The organism is Roseovarius sp. SCSIO 43702 (assembly GCF_019599045.1).
GTDB lineage: Bacteria > Pseudomonadota > Alphaproteobacteria > Rhodobacterales > Rhodobacteraceae > Roseovarius.
On record NZ_CP080623.1, the window covers coordinates 1,583,504 to 1,597,099 of the forward strand.

Genomic DNA, 13,596 nt, shown 5'->3' on the forward strand with positions numbered 1-13,596 from the left:
ATGATCGCGGGCCGATCCCTGCCGATGGATCAGCTATGCGCCTTGGCCAGCGCCTGGTCGAGGTCGGCGATGAGGTCGTCGGCGTTCTCGCATCCGATCGAGATCCGCACCACGTTGGGCGCGGCGCCTGCGGCTTCCTGTTGCTCGGGGGTGAGCTGTCGGTGGGTGGTGGAGGCCGAGTGGATCACGAGGCTGCGCGTGTCGCCGAGATTGGCCACGTGGCTGAAGAGCTCGAGACTGTCGACGAACTTCACGCAGGCGTCGTAGCCGCCCTTGAGCGTCACGGTGAAGAGCCCGCCCGCGCCCTTGGGGCAGACCTTGGCGACGCGGTCGTGATAGGGCGAGGATTGAAGGCCCGCGTAGGTCACGGCCTCGACATTGTCGTGGCCCTCGAGCCAGCCCGCGACCTTGGTCGCGTTCTCGACATGCCGCTCCATCCGCAGCGAGAGGGTTTCGATCCCCAGCAGCGTGTAATGCGCGGCCTGCGGGTTGAGCGTCATGCCGAGGTCGCGCAGACCCACGGCGATGCCGTGGAAGGTGAAGGCCAGCGGGCCGAAGGTCTCGTGGAACTTGAGGCCGTGATAGGCGGGCTCGGGTTCGCTGAGCGAGGGGAACTTGTCGGAGGCGGACCAGTCGAAATTGCCCGAGTCGACCACCACGCCGCCGGTGACGGTGCCGTTGCCGGTGAGATACTTGGTCATCGAATGGACCACGAGGGTCGCGCCATGCTCGATGGGCCGGCAGAGATAGGGTGTGGCGGAGGTGTTGTCGACGATGAGCGGGATACCCGCCGCGTCGGCCACGTCGGCCACCGCGCGCAGGTCGGCGATGTGCCCGCCGGGGTTGGCGATGGATTCGCAGAAGACCGCGCGGGTGTCGTCGTCGATGGCCTCGCGGATCGCGTCCATGTCGTCGATGTCCACGAACTTGGCCGACCAGCCGAAGCGCCTGATCGTCTGGCTGAACTGGGTGATCGAGCCGCCGTAGAGCCGGGTCGAGACCACCACGTTGCAGCCCGGTCCCATCAGCGGGAAGAGCGCCATGATCTGGGCCGCATGCCCCGAGGAGCAGCAGACCGCGCCCGCGCCGCCCTCGAGCGTCGCGACGCGTTCCTGCAACGCGGCAACGGTGGGGTTGGTGAGGCGGGAATAGATGTAGCCCACTTCCTGCAGGTTGAAGAGCGCCGCCGCGTGCTCGGCATCGCGGAAGACATAGGCGGTCGTCTGGTAGATCGGCGTCTGGCGTGCGCCGGTGGCCGGGTCGGGCCGGGCGCCTGCGTGGATCTGCAGGGTCTCGAAGCCGTAATTCGGGGCGTCGGTCATGGGTTGTCTCTCCTGTCGCGTTGGTTGCGCGCAGGTTAGGGTATCCGCGGGGGTGCCACAACTGCGATTGCGGGCCTCGGCGGGGGGACGCGCCGCTCAGTCCTTGCGCGGCCCTTGCCCCAGGTCCTCGAAGCCCGCGACGGAGCGCTCGGTGGGCGGCGCGTCGGTCGAGGTCACGCTGAAGGAGCCGTCGCCCTCGAGGATGACGGCGCGCGCCGCCTCGGGCCCGCCGAGCCCCGCGCGGCGCAGAACCGCGCGCACTTCCTCGGGCGTGACGCGCTCGCGGCGCATCGCGTCCTCGCAGAACTCGCCATTGCGCAGGAGCAGCGTGGGCTCCGCGCGGACGAGCCGGGCGATGCGCCGCGACCGGACCGACGAGAAGGTCACGATCCATTGCAACCCGATGAGCAGGACGAGGGCGAGCAGCCCCTCGGCCAGCGCCACCTTCTCGGAGAGGATGATCGTGGCGAGCGTCGAGCCGAAGGCGACGGTGACCACGAGGTCGAAGGCGTTGAGCTGTGCCAGCGTGCGCTTGCCCGACACGCGCAACGCCGCGACGAGCGCCGCATAGGCGAGCGTGCCCACGAGCATCACGCGCAGAAGGCCCATCCAGTCCTGGAAGAACATGTCGTCCATACCCCCCGGAACCCCCGATCCGGCCCGCGGGTTCCCCGCTCAGGCGCGGAAGATGCCGCGCAGGGTGGGGGCGACGCCGGTCTTGTAGAAGACGATGAACATGACGACGCGCCAGAAGCCGGGCCGGGGCGGCCGCACCTCGTTCAGCGCGGTGCTGTCCATGAGGGCGCGGGCATCGCCGGCGTCTTCGGAGGGCACGCAGACGCATCGGTGGTGTTGAGGGCCGTCGCGACCCGCGTGAAGCCCTTCATCGCATCCAGAAGCCTTCGCGCTTGATCCGGTTGCGGATCGCCTGTTCGCGGCGGGGCAGGTTCTGCTGGTCGAACATCTCGCGCACCTTGCGGCCGCGACCCTGGAAGACCATGCGCTTGATGGGATCGTATTGCTTGACCACCTTCTTGATCCGGTTCGGTGCGAGCGCCTCCTCGATCTCGTTGACGGCCGCGTCGGATTCGCGGGCGTAGAGCATCGGCAGCACGCGGTAGTGACAGGTGACAGCCCCGTCGATGAGCCCCTCGGGGAGCGTGTCGCGCCCGCCGCCGAGCTTGTGGATGACGAGCGGCAGCGCGATCTGGTCGAGCCAGGGATCGAAGCTCTGGCAGGCGAGTTCCTCGGGCGGGTCGTCGCGGATCGCGAGCGCGTAGTCGAGGAAGGTCTGGCCGAAGACGCGGGGACATTCGTAGAAGAAGAAGCCCGCGTTGAAGTAAAGGTAGCGTTTCCAGTATTCGTCGGGCTCGTCGAGGTCGAGCGAGCTTTGGAAATCGAGGCCGAACTTGTCGTAGAGCGATTTCCATAGCCCGGTGTAGCCCGGCCCGTAAAGCTCGGGCTGGGGCCATGTGCCCTCGCGCCGGAGCGACGCGGTGGGGCGCGCGAAATCGAAGGGCACCGCGTCCAGATCGCCGGTCACCAGCGTGTCCGTGTCGAAGAAGACGAAAGGTTCGCCCTCGGGCAGCGCGAATAACGCCTCGATCTTGTTGCCGTAGGGGTAGGCCTGGCCGAAATGGCGGGTCTCGAAGGGCACGATCTCGGCCCCGAGTTCGGTCAGCAGGTCGCGCGTGTCCTCGCCGCGGATGGTGGGGTCGTTCTTCCAGAGCGGTCCCGGCTGTGGTTCGGCCACGATGAGGCGGCCCGCGAAATCGGGATTGTGACGCCGGAAGGAGGCGCAGAAGATCACCGCCTCGTATTGCAGCCGCCCGCCCTGGCCCACGATCATGATGTTGAATTTGCGGGATGTCTTCGCCGTCGCGACCATGCCTGCCCCTGATCTCCGGTCTGCCTCCGCGCCAGTATAGGAGGGTATGGCGCAAGTCAGAAGGGGGCAGGTGGAAAGATTGCGGGAAAGTGGCGGCTCAGGTGAAGACCGGGGGCGTCGTCATCTCGCCGCGCCAGAGCACGTAGGCCAGGACCGCGCTTCGATGCGTGGTGAGCGCATGGGGCGCGTTCGAGGGGTGATAGATCGTCTCGCCCGCGCGGAGGATCCGGGACGGCCGACCGTCGAGGTGAAACTCGGCCTCGCCCGCCACGACGAGATAGAGTTCCTCGGCGGGGTGGCGGTGCAGCGGGTAGTGGTAGCCGGGCAGCTGGTAGACCAGGAAACCGCGCATCTCGTCGGTGGCGAAAGGCGCGTCCCGGCCCAGTATCTCGAAACAGCCGAAATGGCGGTGAAGCTCGGCGCCGATGGGCGTGTGGCGGTAGGTGTCGCGCCACTGCGCCAGCGGGGCGGCGGCGATGAGCGCGTCGCGGAAGGCCTCGCAGCCGGGGGCGGGCAGGGTGCCCGCGCTCTGCATCGCGTCGCAGAGCGGGTCGTGGTGCGGCTCGAGGGCGCGGGGCACGGGCGCATCGGGAAAGCGACAGAACCGCGCGAGCGCCGCGCTGCGGGCATGCAACTCGCGCGCCTCCGAAAGGAGCGTCTGCCAGCGCGGGTCGGTCACGGGATCACCACGATGTTGCCGGTGTGCTTCTTGGCGAGAAACGCCTCCTGCGCCGCGCGCAACTCGCGCAGTGGGTAGGTCGCGGCGAGCGCGGGGCGCAGTTCGCCGCGTTCGATATAGGTGACGATATCGGCGAGGATATGGGTGGGGATCACGGTCGAGCCGAGGAAGGTCAGGTCGCGCAGGTAGAAGCGCCGGAGGTCGAACGCGACGACCGGTCCCGCGATCGCGCCCGAGCAGGCGTATCGGCCGCCGCGCTCGAGCACGTCGATCAGGTCGGGCCAGAGAGGGCCGCCCACCACATCGGCGACCACGGTGATCTTCTCGTCCGCGAGGGCGCCGCGCAGATCGTCGGGCGTGCGCGGAAGGAGGCGGTCGGCGCCGAGCGCGCGGACCGCGTCGTGCTTGTCCTCGCCCGCCATGGCGATCACCCGCGCGCCGCGCCGCTTGGCCAGTTGCACGAGCGCGCCGCCCACGCCGCCCGAGGCGCCGGGCACGAGCACCGTGTCGCCCAGGGCCACGGCGGCGCGGGCGAGCATCCCCTCGGCGGTGGTGAAGCTGCACTGGAAGGTGGCGAGCTCGGCATCCGAGAGCGGGCTGTCGACCACGAGAAGGCCGCGCGGATCGGCGGTGACGTATTGCGCGAAACCGCCATCGCGCTCGGAGCCGAGATAGCCGATGACCTCGGGGGTCGCGGAGGCGGACCAGTCGCGGAGCCAGGCGTCGAGCATCACGCGCTTGCCGATGAAGGACGGATCGGTGCGTTCCCCCACCGCGACCACGCGGCCCACGACGTCGGCGCCCTGGATGCGGGGGAAGTCGATCGGCGCACCGCCCCAGCCCGGATCGGTCGCCTCGGGATCGCCGGAGGCCGTGCCGTCGGTCGCGCCGGTGACCGAACTCGAATACCAGCCGGTGCGGGTGTTCACGTCCGTGTTGTTGAGCCCGCAGGCCCCCACACGGATCAGAAGCTCGCGATCGCCGGGGATGGGCACCGGCCAGTCCTCGTGCCACTCATAGGCGTCGAGCCCGCCATGGCGGGTCAGGACCATCGCCTGCATCGTCGTGGGTATCTCCGGCATCCTGCGGCTCCGAACGGGTATCTCCTGCGCGCAGGGTGGCACCGCGGGCTTCTTCGGGCAAGATCGCACTGAACCCGGGCGCGCGTCTGCTGCCGGTAATTTCCCGGGCGAACGCCCGGAACCCCGGCGGGGTCCGGTCCGGGGGCGCCACACGCGCGCCCCCGCGGACCCTGCGCGCGGCTTGACACGCTGGGTTCGCGCCCGCATGTAGCACGCACCAAATCGGGGCGGAGCGACAGATGGCAGAGGCCAAGAAGAAGAACGGCGTGATCGAGGCGCTGAAAACCGTGTTCTGGGCGCTGCTGATCGCGGGGATCTTCCGCACGATCTTCTTCCAGCCGTTCTGGATTCCCTCGGGGTCCATGAAGGACACGATGCTGGTGGGGGATTTCCTCTTCGTCAACAAGATGGCCTATGGCTATTCCTATGCGTCCTGTCCCACCATTCGCATCGCGCGGCTGGGCATCAACATCGACGCGAAGGATATCTGCGGGTTTCTCGATGGCGACAACACGCGGCTCTGGGGCGACGAGCCCGAGCGCGGCGACATCGTGGTCTTTCGCCATCCCGTGACCGGCACGGATTTCATCAAGCGGGTGATCGGCCTGCCGGGCGACAAGGTGCAGATGAAGGACGGCGTTCTGCATATCAACGGCGAGGCCGCCAAGGTGGAGCCGGCGGGCACCTTCGAGGAGGTCTACGAGCCGCAGGGCCCGATGGCGTCGCGGCCGCGCTGCGAGAACGGCGTGGTGGGGCAGGGGGCGATCTGCGTCAAGTCGCGCTATCGCGAGACGCTGCCGGGCGGGCACGAGCACAACATCCTCGACATCACGACGCAGCGGTCGGACAACACCAACGTCTTCACCGTGCCCGAGGGGCATTACTTCTTTATGGGCGACAACCGCGACAACTCGACCGACTCGCGCTTTCCGCAGGCAGTGGGGGGCGTCGGGTTCGTGCCTTACGAGAACCTCATCGGGCGCGCGGACCGGGTGATCTTCTCCTCGGCCGGCCGGTCGATGCTGGCCTTCTGGACATGGCGGGGGGATCGGTTCTTCGAGGCGCTGGAGTGAAGCTCTCGGCCGAGCTCCGCGCCTTCTGCGCACGGCTGGGCCACGAGTTCGCGCAGCCCGCGCTTCTGGTGCGGGCGGTCACGCATCCGTCCATGTCCTCGCCCAATCGCTGCGACAACCAGCGGCTCGAGTTCCTGGGCGACCGGGTGCTGGGCCTCGTGATGGCCGAGGCGCTTCTGGCGCAGGATCCCGACGCCGCCGAGGGGCTGCTCGCGCCGCGTTACAACGCGCTGGTGCGCAAGGAAACCTGCGCGGACGTGGCGCGCGAGATCGACCTCGGCGCGGTGCTGAAGCTCGGGCGGTCCGAGATGATCTCGGGCGGGCGGCGCAAGCAGGCGCTTCTGGGCGACGCGATGGAGGCGGTGATCGCGGCGGTCTATCTCGACGCGGGGTTCGAGGCGGCGCGCGACATGGTGCTGCGGCTCTGGGGGGACCGGGTGCGCCGCGTGGACGAGGATGCGCGCGACCCGAAGACCGCCCTGCAGGAATGGGCGCAGGCGCGCGGAATGCCGCCGCCGTCCTACGTGGAGACGGCGCGGAGCGGGCCGGACCACGCCCCGCTATTCACCATCGCCGCGCGGCTGGCCACCGGCGCCGAGGCCGAGGCGCAGGCGGGATCGAAGCGCCAGGCCGAGCAGGCCGCCGCGCGTGCGCTTCTCGCCAAGGTCGAGACCGGGCGGGACTGAGACCGCCCGGCCCCTGTCGTCAGATCGCCGCGAGGATCGCGGCGGGCAACCCGACCATCCCCGCCATGATCAGCGATACGGCAAGTCCCAGACCCTTGAACATGTGTGGCTCCCTTTTTCGTCATCATGTCATGTGACATGATAATTGGGTCGCACGGTGGTCGGGGCGATGCGACCGCGCGCCGCAGGTTCGGCTGGCATCGCGCGCGGGCATGGGGTAGGGGCATGGGCATCGACATACGGGGTTCGTCATGACCACACGCGCAGGCTTCGTCGCCCTTATCGGAGAGCCCAACGCGGGCAAGTCCACGCTGCTCAACCGGATGGTGGGCGCGAAGGTGAGCATCGTCACGCACAAGGTGCAGACGACGCGGGCGCGCATCAGAGGCGTCGCGCTCGAGGGCGAGAGCCAGCTTGTCTTCGTCGACACGCCCGGCCTTTTCAAACCGCGCCGCAGGCTCGACCGGGCGATGGTGGCGGCGGCCTGGGGCGGGGCGGCGGATGCGGACGTGATCGTGCTGATGGTGGAGGCGCATCGCGGCGTCACCGACGGCGTGGCGCGCATCCTCGACACGCTGGCCGACGTGGCGGGCAAGACGCCCGTGGCGCTTGCCATCAACAAGATCGACCGGGTGAAATCCGACGCGCTGCTGGGCCTGACCGAGACGCTCAACGCGCGTTTCCCCTTCGCGGCCACGTTCATGATCTCGGCCGAGCGCGGTCACGGGGTGGAGGACCTGCGCGCCTGGCTGGCCGAGCGGATGCCGGAGGGGCCGTGGCTCTATCCCGAGGACCAGATCGCGGACTTGCCGCTGCGGATGATCGCCGCCGAGATCACGCGCGAGAAGCTGACGCTCAGGCTGCACCAGGAACTGCCCTACCAGTTGACCGTCGAGACCGAGAACTGGGAGGAGCGGGAGGACGGATCGGCGCGGATCGACCAGGTGATCTATGTCACGCGGGACGGGCACAAGGGCATCGTGCTGGGCCGCAAGGGCGAGACGATGAAGGCCGTGGGCCGCGCCGCGCGCGAGGAGCTGGAGGAGTTCCTGGGGCGGCGTGTCCATCTTTTCACGCAGGTCAAGGTACGGCCCGGATGGCTCGACGAGGCGGAGCGGTATTCGGAGATGGGTCTCGAGTTCAAGGACGGCTCGTGATGGCACGCCCTCTCGGGGCCCGGCGCCGGTCATGACGCGGCTCACGGCGAGATTCTGGGTCGATGCCTATCTCACGCGGCTGCGGCTCGAGGGTATTCCCGCCTTCGTCACCGCGCATGGCGACGACACGAGCGGCGCGGTGATCGTGAAGCTCAACACGCTCGACGGGCGGGCGGTGGCCTTCACGCGGATGTTCGACCTGATGACCGGTGCGCGCGCGTGGGAGGAACTGGTCCGGGGCACCGACGCGGAGGTCGAGGAGACCATCGCCCGGCAGAAGGGGTTCGACCCCGACCTCTGGGTCATCGAGGTCGAGGACCGGCAGGGGCGGCACCTGCTGGACACCCCCGGCCTGGCCTGACCGGGGCTTCTTCCGTTGCCGGGTCCGGGAGGGGGGCAGCCCCCGGTCCCGGAAAATTTGCAACAGAAGAAGGGCCGGGTGCTGCGTGCCTACTCGACCCGGATCACCTTGCGGGCCAGCACCTCCTGTTCGGTCACGTCGAGGAAGCGGATCTCGTAGGTGCCCGGTTCGTCGGGTAGCGGGAGCGCCACGGGCACCTCGCCGTCGATCCTGACCGCGTTGACCCATGTGAAGATCGCCTGGTCGGCCTTCGCGATGGTGATCCGGCGGTCGGGCGACGTGCTGCCGGTGGTGAAGCCCACGTCGATCGTCGTGCCCGCCGCGGCGGCCTCGGGCGCCTCGAGCGTCGCGCCGCTTTGCAGTTGCGCATCGGCGGCGAGCACTTCCATCACCTGCGTCGCGAGGATGCGCCGGCCCTCGCTGAGCACGTAGCGCAGCTCGTAGAGGCCGGGCGTTTCGGGCGCGGTGAGCTTGCCCTCGGTCCGCGCCTGCGCGCGCAGGTAGCTGTCATAGGTCGCGGCGTCGGAACCCGCGGGGGCGATGGCGATGTAGTCGCGCGGGTTGATCGTGGCCGACCAGCCGATAGCGACCTCGTCGCCCGCGCGGATCTCGGCGGGGCCGGTGATCGTGACCTCGGGCTCGGTGATCTCGATGGGCTGGCGCGCCATGTCGCGGCGCCCCTCGCGCAGAACATAGCGCAATTCGTAAAGGCCCGGTTCGGAGGGCGCGACGATCTGGCCTTCTCCCTGCGCGCCCTTGCCCGCGCGGACATAGCTCGTGTAGCTGCCTTCCTCGGCGCCCATCGGCACGATGGTGATGTAGTCCTGGGGCGAGACGGCGCCTGTCCAGGATACCGCCAGGGGCGACCCGGCGAGCGCCGTTTCCGGGCCGCTGACCGTGACCTCGGCAAGCGTCACCTCGACGGTCTTGCGTGCCAGGGGTTTGCGCCCTTCGCGCAGCACGTAGCGGAGTTCGTAGAGGCCGGGCTCGGAGGGGATGGTCAGCATTCCCTCGGTGCCGCCGCCGACGCGGACGTAGTTGTCGTAGGCCTTGTCCTCGGCCCCCATGGGCACGATGGTCACGTAATCCTGCGGATGCACCGCACCGGTCCAGCCGACCTTGACCTTGGCGCCAGCGACGACGCTGTCGGGAGCGGTGAGCGACACCTCGGCATCCGAGAGCGTGATCGGTCGGCTTGCGAGGACGCGGCGGCCCTCGCGCAGGACATAGCGGATCTCGTACTGACCCGGCTCGGAGGGCATCTGGAGCTTGCCCTCGGTCGCATCGTCGGTGCGCCGGTAGCTCAGATAGACATCCTCGTCCGCGCCGACGGGCACCACGGTGATGTAATCACGCGGATGCACCGTGCCGGTCCAGGAAACATCGATCTCGGCGCCGGTGAGGGCGGTGTCGGGCGCGCTGACGGTGACGGAGGGCGCCGTGATCTCGATCGGGCGCGTGGCGAGTGTGCGCCGCCCTTCCTGCAGCACGTAGCGAAGCTCGTAGAGCCCCACCTCGGCCGGAGCCTGGATCGTGCCGGACGTCGCGTCCTGCACCCTGATGTAGTTGTCATAGGTGCCGTCCTCGGCGCCTGCGGGCACGATGGTGATGTAGTCGCGCGGATGGACCGCGCCGGTCCAGGAAACCGGGACCTGGGCGCCGCGCTGCGCCTCGTCGGGCGCGTCGAGGGTGATCTCGGGTTCGGTCAGTTCGATGGGAACGCTGGCGATGGTGCGCCTGCCTTCGTTCAGGATGTAGCGGATCTCGTAGAGGCCGGGTTCGGGAAGCATGGTGAGCTTGCCTTCGCGGGCGGATTGCACGCGGGTGTAGTTGGTATAGCTGCCCTCGTCGGCGCCGGCGGCCACGATGGTGACATAGTCGCGTTCGTCGATCGGATCGCTCCAGCCGACGGTGATTTCCTGCCCGACCAGCGCGGTGGCCGGCGCGTCGAGCGTGACGCTCACATCCGTGACCTCGATCGGGCGCGCGACCGCGGTGGTGTCGTCGATGTTGAACAGGTAGCGGACCTCGTAGAGGCCGGGCTCGGACGGGGCGAGAAGCGAGCCCGTCTCGTTCTCCTGCACGGTGAGGTAGTCGCCGTAGCTGCCTTCCTCGGCGCCCTGGGGGACGATCGTGACGTAATCGGAATAGTGCGAAGCGTTGGTCCAGGCCACGTCGAAGCGCGCGCCGGTGGCGGTGCTGTCGGGCGCGGTGAGCGTGATGGCATGGGGCACGACCTCGATGGCGCGGGTGCCGAGGATGTCGCCGGTCGCGGCGTGGATGTAGCGCAGCTCGTACATGCCGGGGCGGGTGGCCGCGCGCAGCTCGGCCTCGTCCCGGTCATCGGTCGAGTTGAAGCTGATGTAATCCTCGCTCTCCATCTCCGGCGCGGCGAAGGTGACGTAGTCGCCTTGCGCGACAACCTCGCTCCAGCCGACCTGAAGGGCGGCGCCCGCGACCACGGTGTCGGGTGCGGTGAGCGTGACCTGCGGCAGCTCCGGCTCGGGCTCTTCGACCACGGCGACGGCGCTTCCGATGTCGCTCAGGGCGTCGCCCAGCTCGGAGGCGTTCGAGGCCTGGATGTAGCGCCCGCCCGTCTCTTCGGCGATGCAGGCGAGCGAGGCGGCGTCGTCGTCACTGGCGAGGCCGAAGCCCACCACATGCGCGGTGAAGCCCACGCCACCCTTCTCGAGCGTGCGCGCGAGTTCGCAAGGATCGCGCTCGCAGCTTTCGAGCCCGTCGGAGATGAGCACCACGGTCGCGGGCCGGTCGGTATAGGAGAGCGCCATCGCGGCCTGTTCGACCGCGTCGGTGAGGGGGGTCTTGCCCGTTGGGGTGATCGTGCCGATCCGCTCGAGGATCGCCGGTGCGGTGCCGGGGGCAGGGGCGATCAGCGTCTCGATATCCGTGCAATCCCCGCGCCGCCGGTGACCGTAGGCCATCAGGCCCACCTGCCGGTCGGCCGTCCAGTCGCCCAGGAGGTTGCCCATGACCGAGCGTGCGATCTCGATCTTGGCGGTGCCGTCGATCTGGCCCCACATGGAATTCGAGCCGTCGAAGACGACCATCACGTCATCGGAGGCGCCCGATTGGGCGGTGGCGACGCCGGGGGCGGCCACGAGGGCGAGGCAGGCGGCGAGGTTGCGGAGAATGGACATGAAAAAGCTCCCTGAATCTATACTATGACGCGGAGTTAAGCACAGAGCGCGGGAGCTGTCCAAGTGCGCTTTCCCCGACCTCGGGTGCGACATGGCCCCTTGGCATCCGGCGCCGCTTGGGCCTTTACTCAGCCGCATGGATTGGCGCGATCAGGGCATACTCTTGTCGGTGCGGCCGCATGGCGAGACCTCGGCCATCATCGAGGTGCTGACGCGCGAGCATGGCTTGCACGCGGGCGTGGTCCGGGGCGGGGTGTCGCGCCGGATGACGCCGATCCTCCAGCCCGGCGCGGAGCTCGACCTGGCGTGGCGCGCGCGGCTCGAGGCGCATATCGGGGCGTTCACCGTCGAGCCGCTTTCGACCAGCGCCGCCGTCGCGATGGGCGACCGTCTCGCGCTGGCCGGGTTGAACGCGGTGACGGCGCTCCTGCGGTTTTCGCTGCCCGAGCGGGAGGCGCATCCGCGTCTCTACGAGAAGAGCCGCGCGCTGCTCGACATGCTGGGCGAGCCGGAGCACTGGCCGCTGGCATATCTGCACTGGGAACTGGCTTTGCTGGACGAGCTGGGGTTCGGCCTCGATCTCACGCAATGCGCGGTGCTGGGGCGGGAGGCCAACGACCTGAGCTTCGTCTCACCAAAGAGCGGGCGCGCGGTGTCGCGCAAGGGTGCGGGGGAGTGGGCCGACAGGCTTCTGCCGCTGCCACGCTGCCTGATCGAGATCGGCGCGGCGGAGGCGGGTGAGCTTGTGCAGGGATTCGCCGTGACGGGGCATTTCCTCGCGCATCACATGGCACCCGAGATCGTGGGCCGTCCGCTTCCAGACGCGCGACAGCGATTCGTCGATCTCGTGGCGCGGCGGGGCGGGGACACGAGGCAGGGTTGAGGGCCGGGCCGCTTGCCTACCGGCGCCCGCGCCAGTGGGTCGGCACGATGATGAGAGCGCCCACCGAGGAGAGTATCGCATCGAGCCCCGGCGCGCCGAAGCGGATGCCGAACATGATCCGCACGAAGTAGAAAAGGAAGGCGCCGCCCACGCAGATGATGATGGATTGCAGGTAGCCGTTATGCGTGAAGCCTGACTTCTCGCTGACATATCCCACGATGCCCGCGATGACGACCGTTCCGATCAGCACTGGAAACATCAGGTCTCCCCTCGTCCGAGGCGGGTGCCGGGCGGCATCGGCCTGCCCCGCAGGAACTCCTCGGCATCCTGCGCGCCGCGCCCCTCGCGTTGCAAGCGCAAAAGCGCGACGGCATCCTCGCCGCAGGCCACGACGAGACCCGGCCGGTCGAGGACCTCGCCCGGTGCGCTCCGGCCCTCGGCGCGGCGGGAGGCCAGCAGCTTGATCCGCTGGCCGTCATGGGAAATCCACGCGCCCGGAAACGGGCTGAGCCCCCGGATCAGCGCGTCCACCTCCCGCGCGGGGCGGGCCCAGTCGACCCGCGCCTCGGCCTTGTCGATCTTCGCGGCATAGGTGACGCCCTCGTCGGGCTGGGGCGTGGCGGCGAGGTCGTCGAGCCGGGCGAGCGCCTCGACGATCAGGCGCGCGCCCATCCGCGACAGGCGGTCGTGCAACTGGCCGGTCGTCTCCTCCGCGCCGATCGCCGTCGCCTCGCGCAGAAGCACCGGCCCGGTATCGAGCCCTTCCTCCATCCGCATGATGCAGACGCCCGTCTCGGCGTCGCCCGCCATGATCGCGCGGTGGATGGGCGCGGCGCCGCGCCAGCGCGGCAGAAGGCTCGCGTGAATGTTCAGGCACCCCCGCGCCGGCGCCTCGAGTATCGCGGGCGGCAGGATGAGGCCGTAGGCCACGACGACCGCCACGTCGGCCCCGAGCGCGGCAAAAGCCTCCTGCTCGGCCGCCTCCTTCAGGCTGCGCGGATGGCGCAGCTCGAGGCCCAGCGTCTCGGCGCGCGCATGGACGGCGCTTGGCCGCGCCTTCTTGCCCCGCCCGGCGGGGCGGGGCGGTTGCGTGTAGACGGCCGCGATCTCGTGCCCGGCCGCAACCAGCGCGTCGAGCGCGGGCACCGAGAACTCCGGGGTTCCCATGAAGATCACCCGCATGAAACATCCTTTCGGACTGCAATGGTCGCCGGGACGAGACTATCATATCTCATGCAATGAGAAGCGCCTGATGGCGTTACTTCCCGGTAGAAATATCCGAAAACCGACATTTCCGTCATCGCGCC

14 protein-coding genes are annotated in these 13,596 nt (G+C 69.0%); 5 read left to right on the plus strand and 9 right to left on the minus strand.

Translation table 11 applies throughout. From position 1 onward, the window contains the following. Nucleotides 1-29 precede the first annotated feature (29 nt). From K1T73_RS07735 to K1T73_RS07760, 6 genes are all read right to left on the minus strand, one after another. A complete protein-coding gene (locus tag K1T73_RS07735) occupies nucleotides 30-1,322 on the minus strand; it encodes an O-acetylhomoserine aminocarboxypropyltransferase/cysteine synthase family protein (protein ID WP_220603349.1) in 1,293 nt (430 codons plus the stop codon). Nucleotides 1,323-1,418: 96 nt separating this feature from the next. Beyond that, entirely contained in the window at nucleotides 1,419-1,958 is a 540-nt protein-coding gene (locus K1T73_RS07740; protein WP_220603350.1) for a DUF421 domain-containing protein, read from the minus strand. A 39-nt stretch (nucleotides 1,959-1,997) separates the two neighbouring features. Next, nucleotides 1,998-2,156: a hypothetical protein gene (locus K1T73_RS07745; protein ID WP_220603351.1), complete on the minus strand. Its 159-nt coding sequence runs from the start codon at nucleotides 2,154-2,156 to the stop codon at nucleotides 1,998-2,000. Between the two features lie 49 nt (nucleotides 2,157-2,205). Beyond that, the gene (locus tag K1T73_RS07750; RefSeq protein WP_220603352.1) at nucleotides 2,206-3,210 is read right to left on the minus strand and encodes a hypothetical protein; all 1,005 of its coding nucleotides are present in this window, start codon (nucleotides 3,208-3,210) and stop codon (nucleotides 2,206-2,208) included. 97 nt (nucleotides 3,211-3,307) lie between these two features. Continuing rightward, nucleotides 3,308-3,889, minus strand: a complete 582-nt coding sequence (locus tag K1T73_RS07755) for a dimethylsulfonioproprionate lyase family protein (RefSeq protein ID WP_220603353.1) — start codon at nucleotides 3,887-3,889, stop codon at nucleotides 3,308-3,310. Next, a complete protein-coding gene (locus K1T73_RS07760) occupies nucleotides 3,886-4,971 on the minus strand; it encodes an alcohol dehydrogenase family protein (protein WP_259400493.1) in 1,086 nt (361 codons plus the stop codon). The genes K1T73_RS07755 and K1T73_RS07760 overlap by 4 nt, the downstream gene beginning before the upstream one ends. A gap of 239 nt (nucleotides 4,972-5,210) precedes the next feature. Between K1T73_RS07760 and lepB the strand changes: the two genes are divergently transcribed. From lepB to K1T73_RS07780, 4 genes are all read left to right on the plus strand, one after another. After that, the gene (gene lepB, locus K1T73_RS07765; RefSeq protein WP_220603354.1) at nucleotides 5,211-6,044 is read left to right on the plus strand and encodes a signal peptidase I; all 834 of its coding nucleotides are present in this window, start codon (nucleotides 5,211-5,213) and stop codon (nucleotides 6,042-6,044) included. Beyond that, nucleotides 6,041-6,730 (plus strand): ribonuclease III, encoded by a 690-nt coding sequence (gene rnc, locus K1T73_RS07770; protein ID WP_220603355.1) that lies wholly within the window; start codon nucleotides 6,041-6,043, stop codon nucleotides 6,728-6,730. The genes lepB and rnc overlap by 4 nt, the downstream gene beginning before the upstream one ends. A gap of 251 nt (nucleotides 6,731-6,981) precedes the next feature. Further along, nucleotides 6,982-7,887 carry a GTPase Era gene (gene era / locus K1T73_RS07775; protein ID WP_220603356.1) on the plus strand — a complete coding sequence of 302 codons (906 nt, stop codon included), beginning with the start codon at nucleotides 6,982-6,984 and terminating at the stop codon, nucleotides 7,885-7,887. Nucleotides 7,888-7,918: 31 nt separating this feature from the next. Beyond that, a complete protein-coding gene (locus K1T73_RS07780) occupies nucleotides 7,919-8,248 on the plus strand; it encodes a DUF1491 family protein (protein ID WP_220603357.1) in 330 nt (109 codons plus the stop codon). Between the two features lie 89 nt (nucleotides 8,249-8,337). Here the strand turns inward: K1T73_RS07780 and K1T73_RS07785 are convergent, their stop codons facing one another. Continuing rightward, the gene (locus tag K1T73_RS07785) at nucleotides 8,338-11,406 is read right to left on the minus strand and encodes a VWA domain-containing protein (RefSeq protein ID WP_220603358.1); all 3,069 of its coding nucleotides are present in this window, start codon (nucleotides 11,404-11,406) and stop codon (nucleotides 8,338-8,340) included. Nucleotides 11,407-11,542: 136 nt separating this feature from the next. Here K1T73_RS07785 and recO point away from each other — a divergent pair, with 136 nt between their 5' ends. Continuing rightward, on the plus strand, nucleotides 11,543-12,289 hold the full coding sequence (recO, locus tag K1T73_RS07790; protein ID WP_220603359.1) for a DNA repair protein RecO: 747 nt from the start codon (nucleotides 11,543-11,545) through the stop codon (nucleotides 12,287-12,289). Nucleotides 12,290-12,305: 16 nt separating this feature from the next. Here the strand turns inward: recO and K1T73_RS07795 are convergent, their stop codons facing one another. Both K1T73_RS07795 and fmt read right to left on the minus strand, forming a co-directional pair. Next, nucleotides 12,306-12,548 carry a hypothetical protein gene (locus tag K1T73_RS07795; RefSeq protein WP_220603360.1) on the minus strand — a complete coding sequence of 81 codons (243 nt, stop codon included), beginning with the start codon at nucleotides 12,546-12,548 and terminating at the stop codon, nucleotides 12,306-12,308. Continuing rightward, nucleotides 12,548-13,471: a methionyl-tRNA formyltransferase gene (gene fmt / locus K1T73_RS07800; RefSeq protein ID WP_220603361.1), complete on the minus strand. Its 924-nt coding sequence runs from the start codon at nucleotides 13,469-13,471 to the stop codon at nucleotides 12,548-12,550. Before fmt ends, K1T73_RS07795 begins: the two co-directional genes overlap by 1 nt. Nucleotides 13,472-13,596: the final 125 nt, after the last annotated feature.

Coding starts and splice junctions, on each gene's coding strand:
- K1T73_RS07735 (WP_220603349.1), bottom strand. CDS start 1,322: ATGACCGACGCCCCGAATTACGGCTTCGAGACCCTGCAGATCCACGCA.
- K1T73_RS07740 (WP_220603350.1), bottom strand. CDS start 1,958: ATGGACGACATGTTCTTCCAGGACTGGATGGGCCTTCTGCGCGTGATG.
- K1T73_RS07750 (WP_220603352.1), bottom strand. CDS start 3,210: ATGGTCGCGACGGCGAAGACATCCCGCAAATTCAACATCATGATCGTG.
- K1T73_RS07760 (WP_259400493.1), bottom strand. CDS start 4,971: ATGCCGGAGATACCCACGACGATGCAGGCGATGGTCCTGACCCGCCAT.
- lepB (WP_220603354.1), top strand. CDS start 5,211: ATGGCAGAGGCCAAGAAGAAGAACGGCGTGATCGAGGCGCTGAAAACC.
- era (WP_220603356.1), top strand. CDS start 6,982: ATGACCACACGCGCAGGCTTCGTCGCCCTTATCGGAGAGCCCAACGCG.
- K1T73_RS07780 (WP_220603357.1), top strand. CDS start 7,919: ATGACGCGGCTCACGGCGAGATTCTGGGTCGATGCCTATCTCACGCGG.
- K1T73_RS07785 (WP_220603358.1), bottom strand. CDS start 11,406: ATGTCCATTCTCCGCAACCTCGCCGCCTGCCTCGCCCTCGTGGCCGCC.
- recO (WP_220603359.1), top strand. CDS start 11,543: ATGGATTGGCGCGATCAGGGCATACTCTTGTCGGTGCGGCCGCATGGC.
- K1T73_RS07795 (WP_220603360.1), bottom strand. CDS start 12,548: ATGTTTCCAGTGCTGATCGGAACGGTCGTCATCGCGGGCATCGTGGGA.
- fmt (WP_220603361.1), bottom strand. CDS start 13,471: ATGCGGGTGATCTTCATGGGAACCCCGGAGTTCTCGGTGCCCGCGCTC.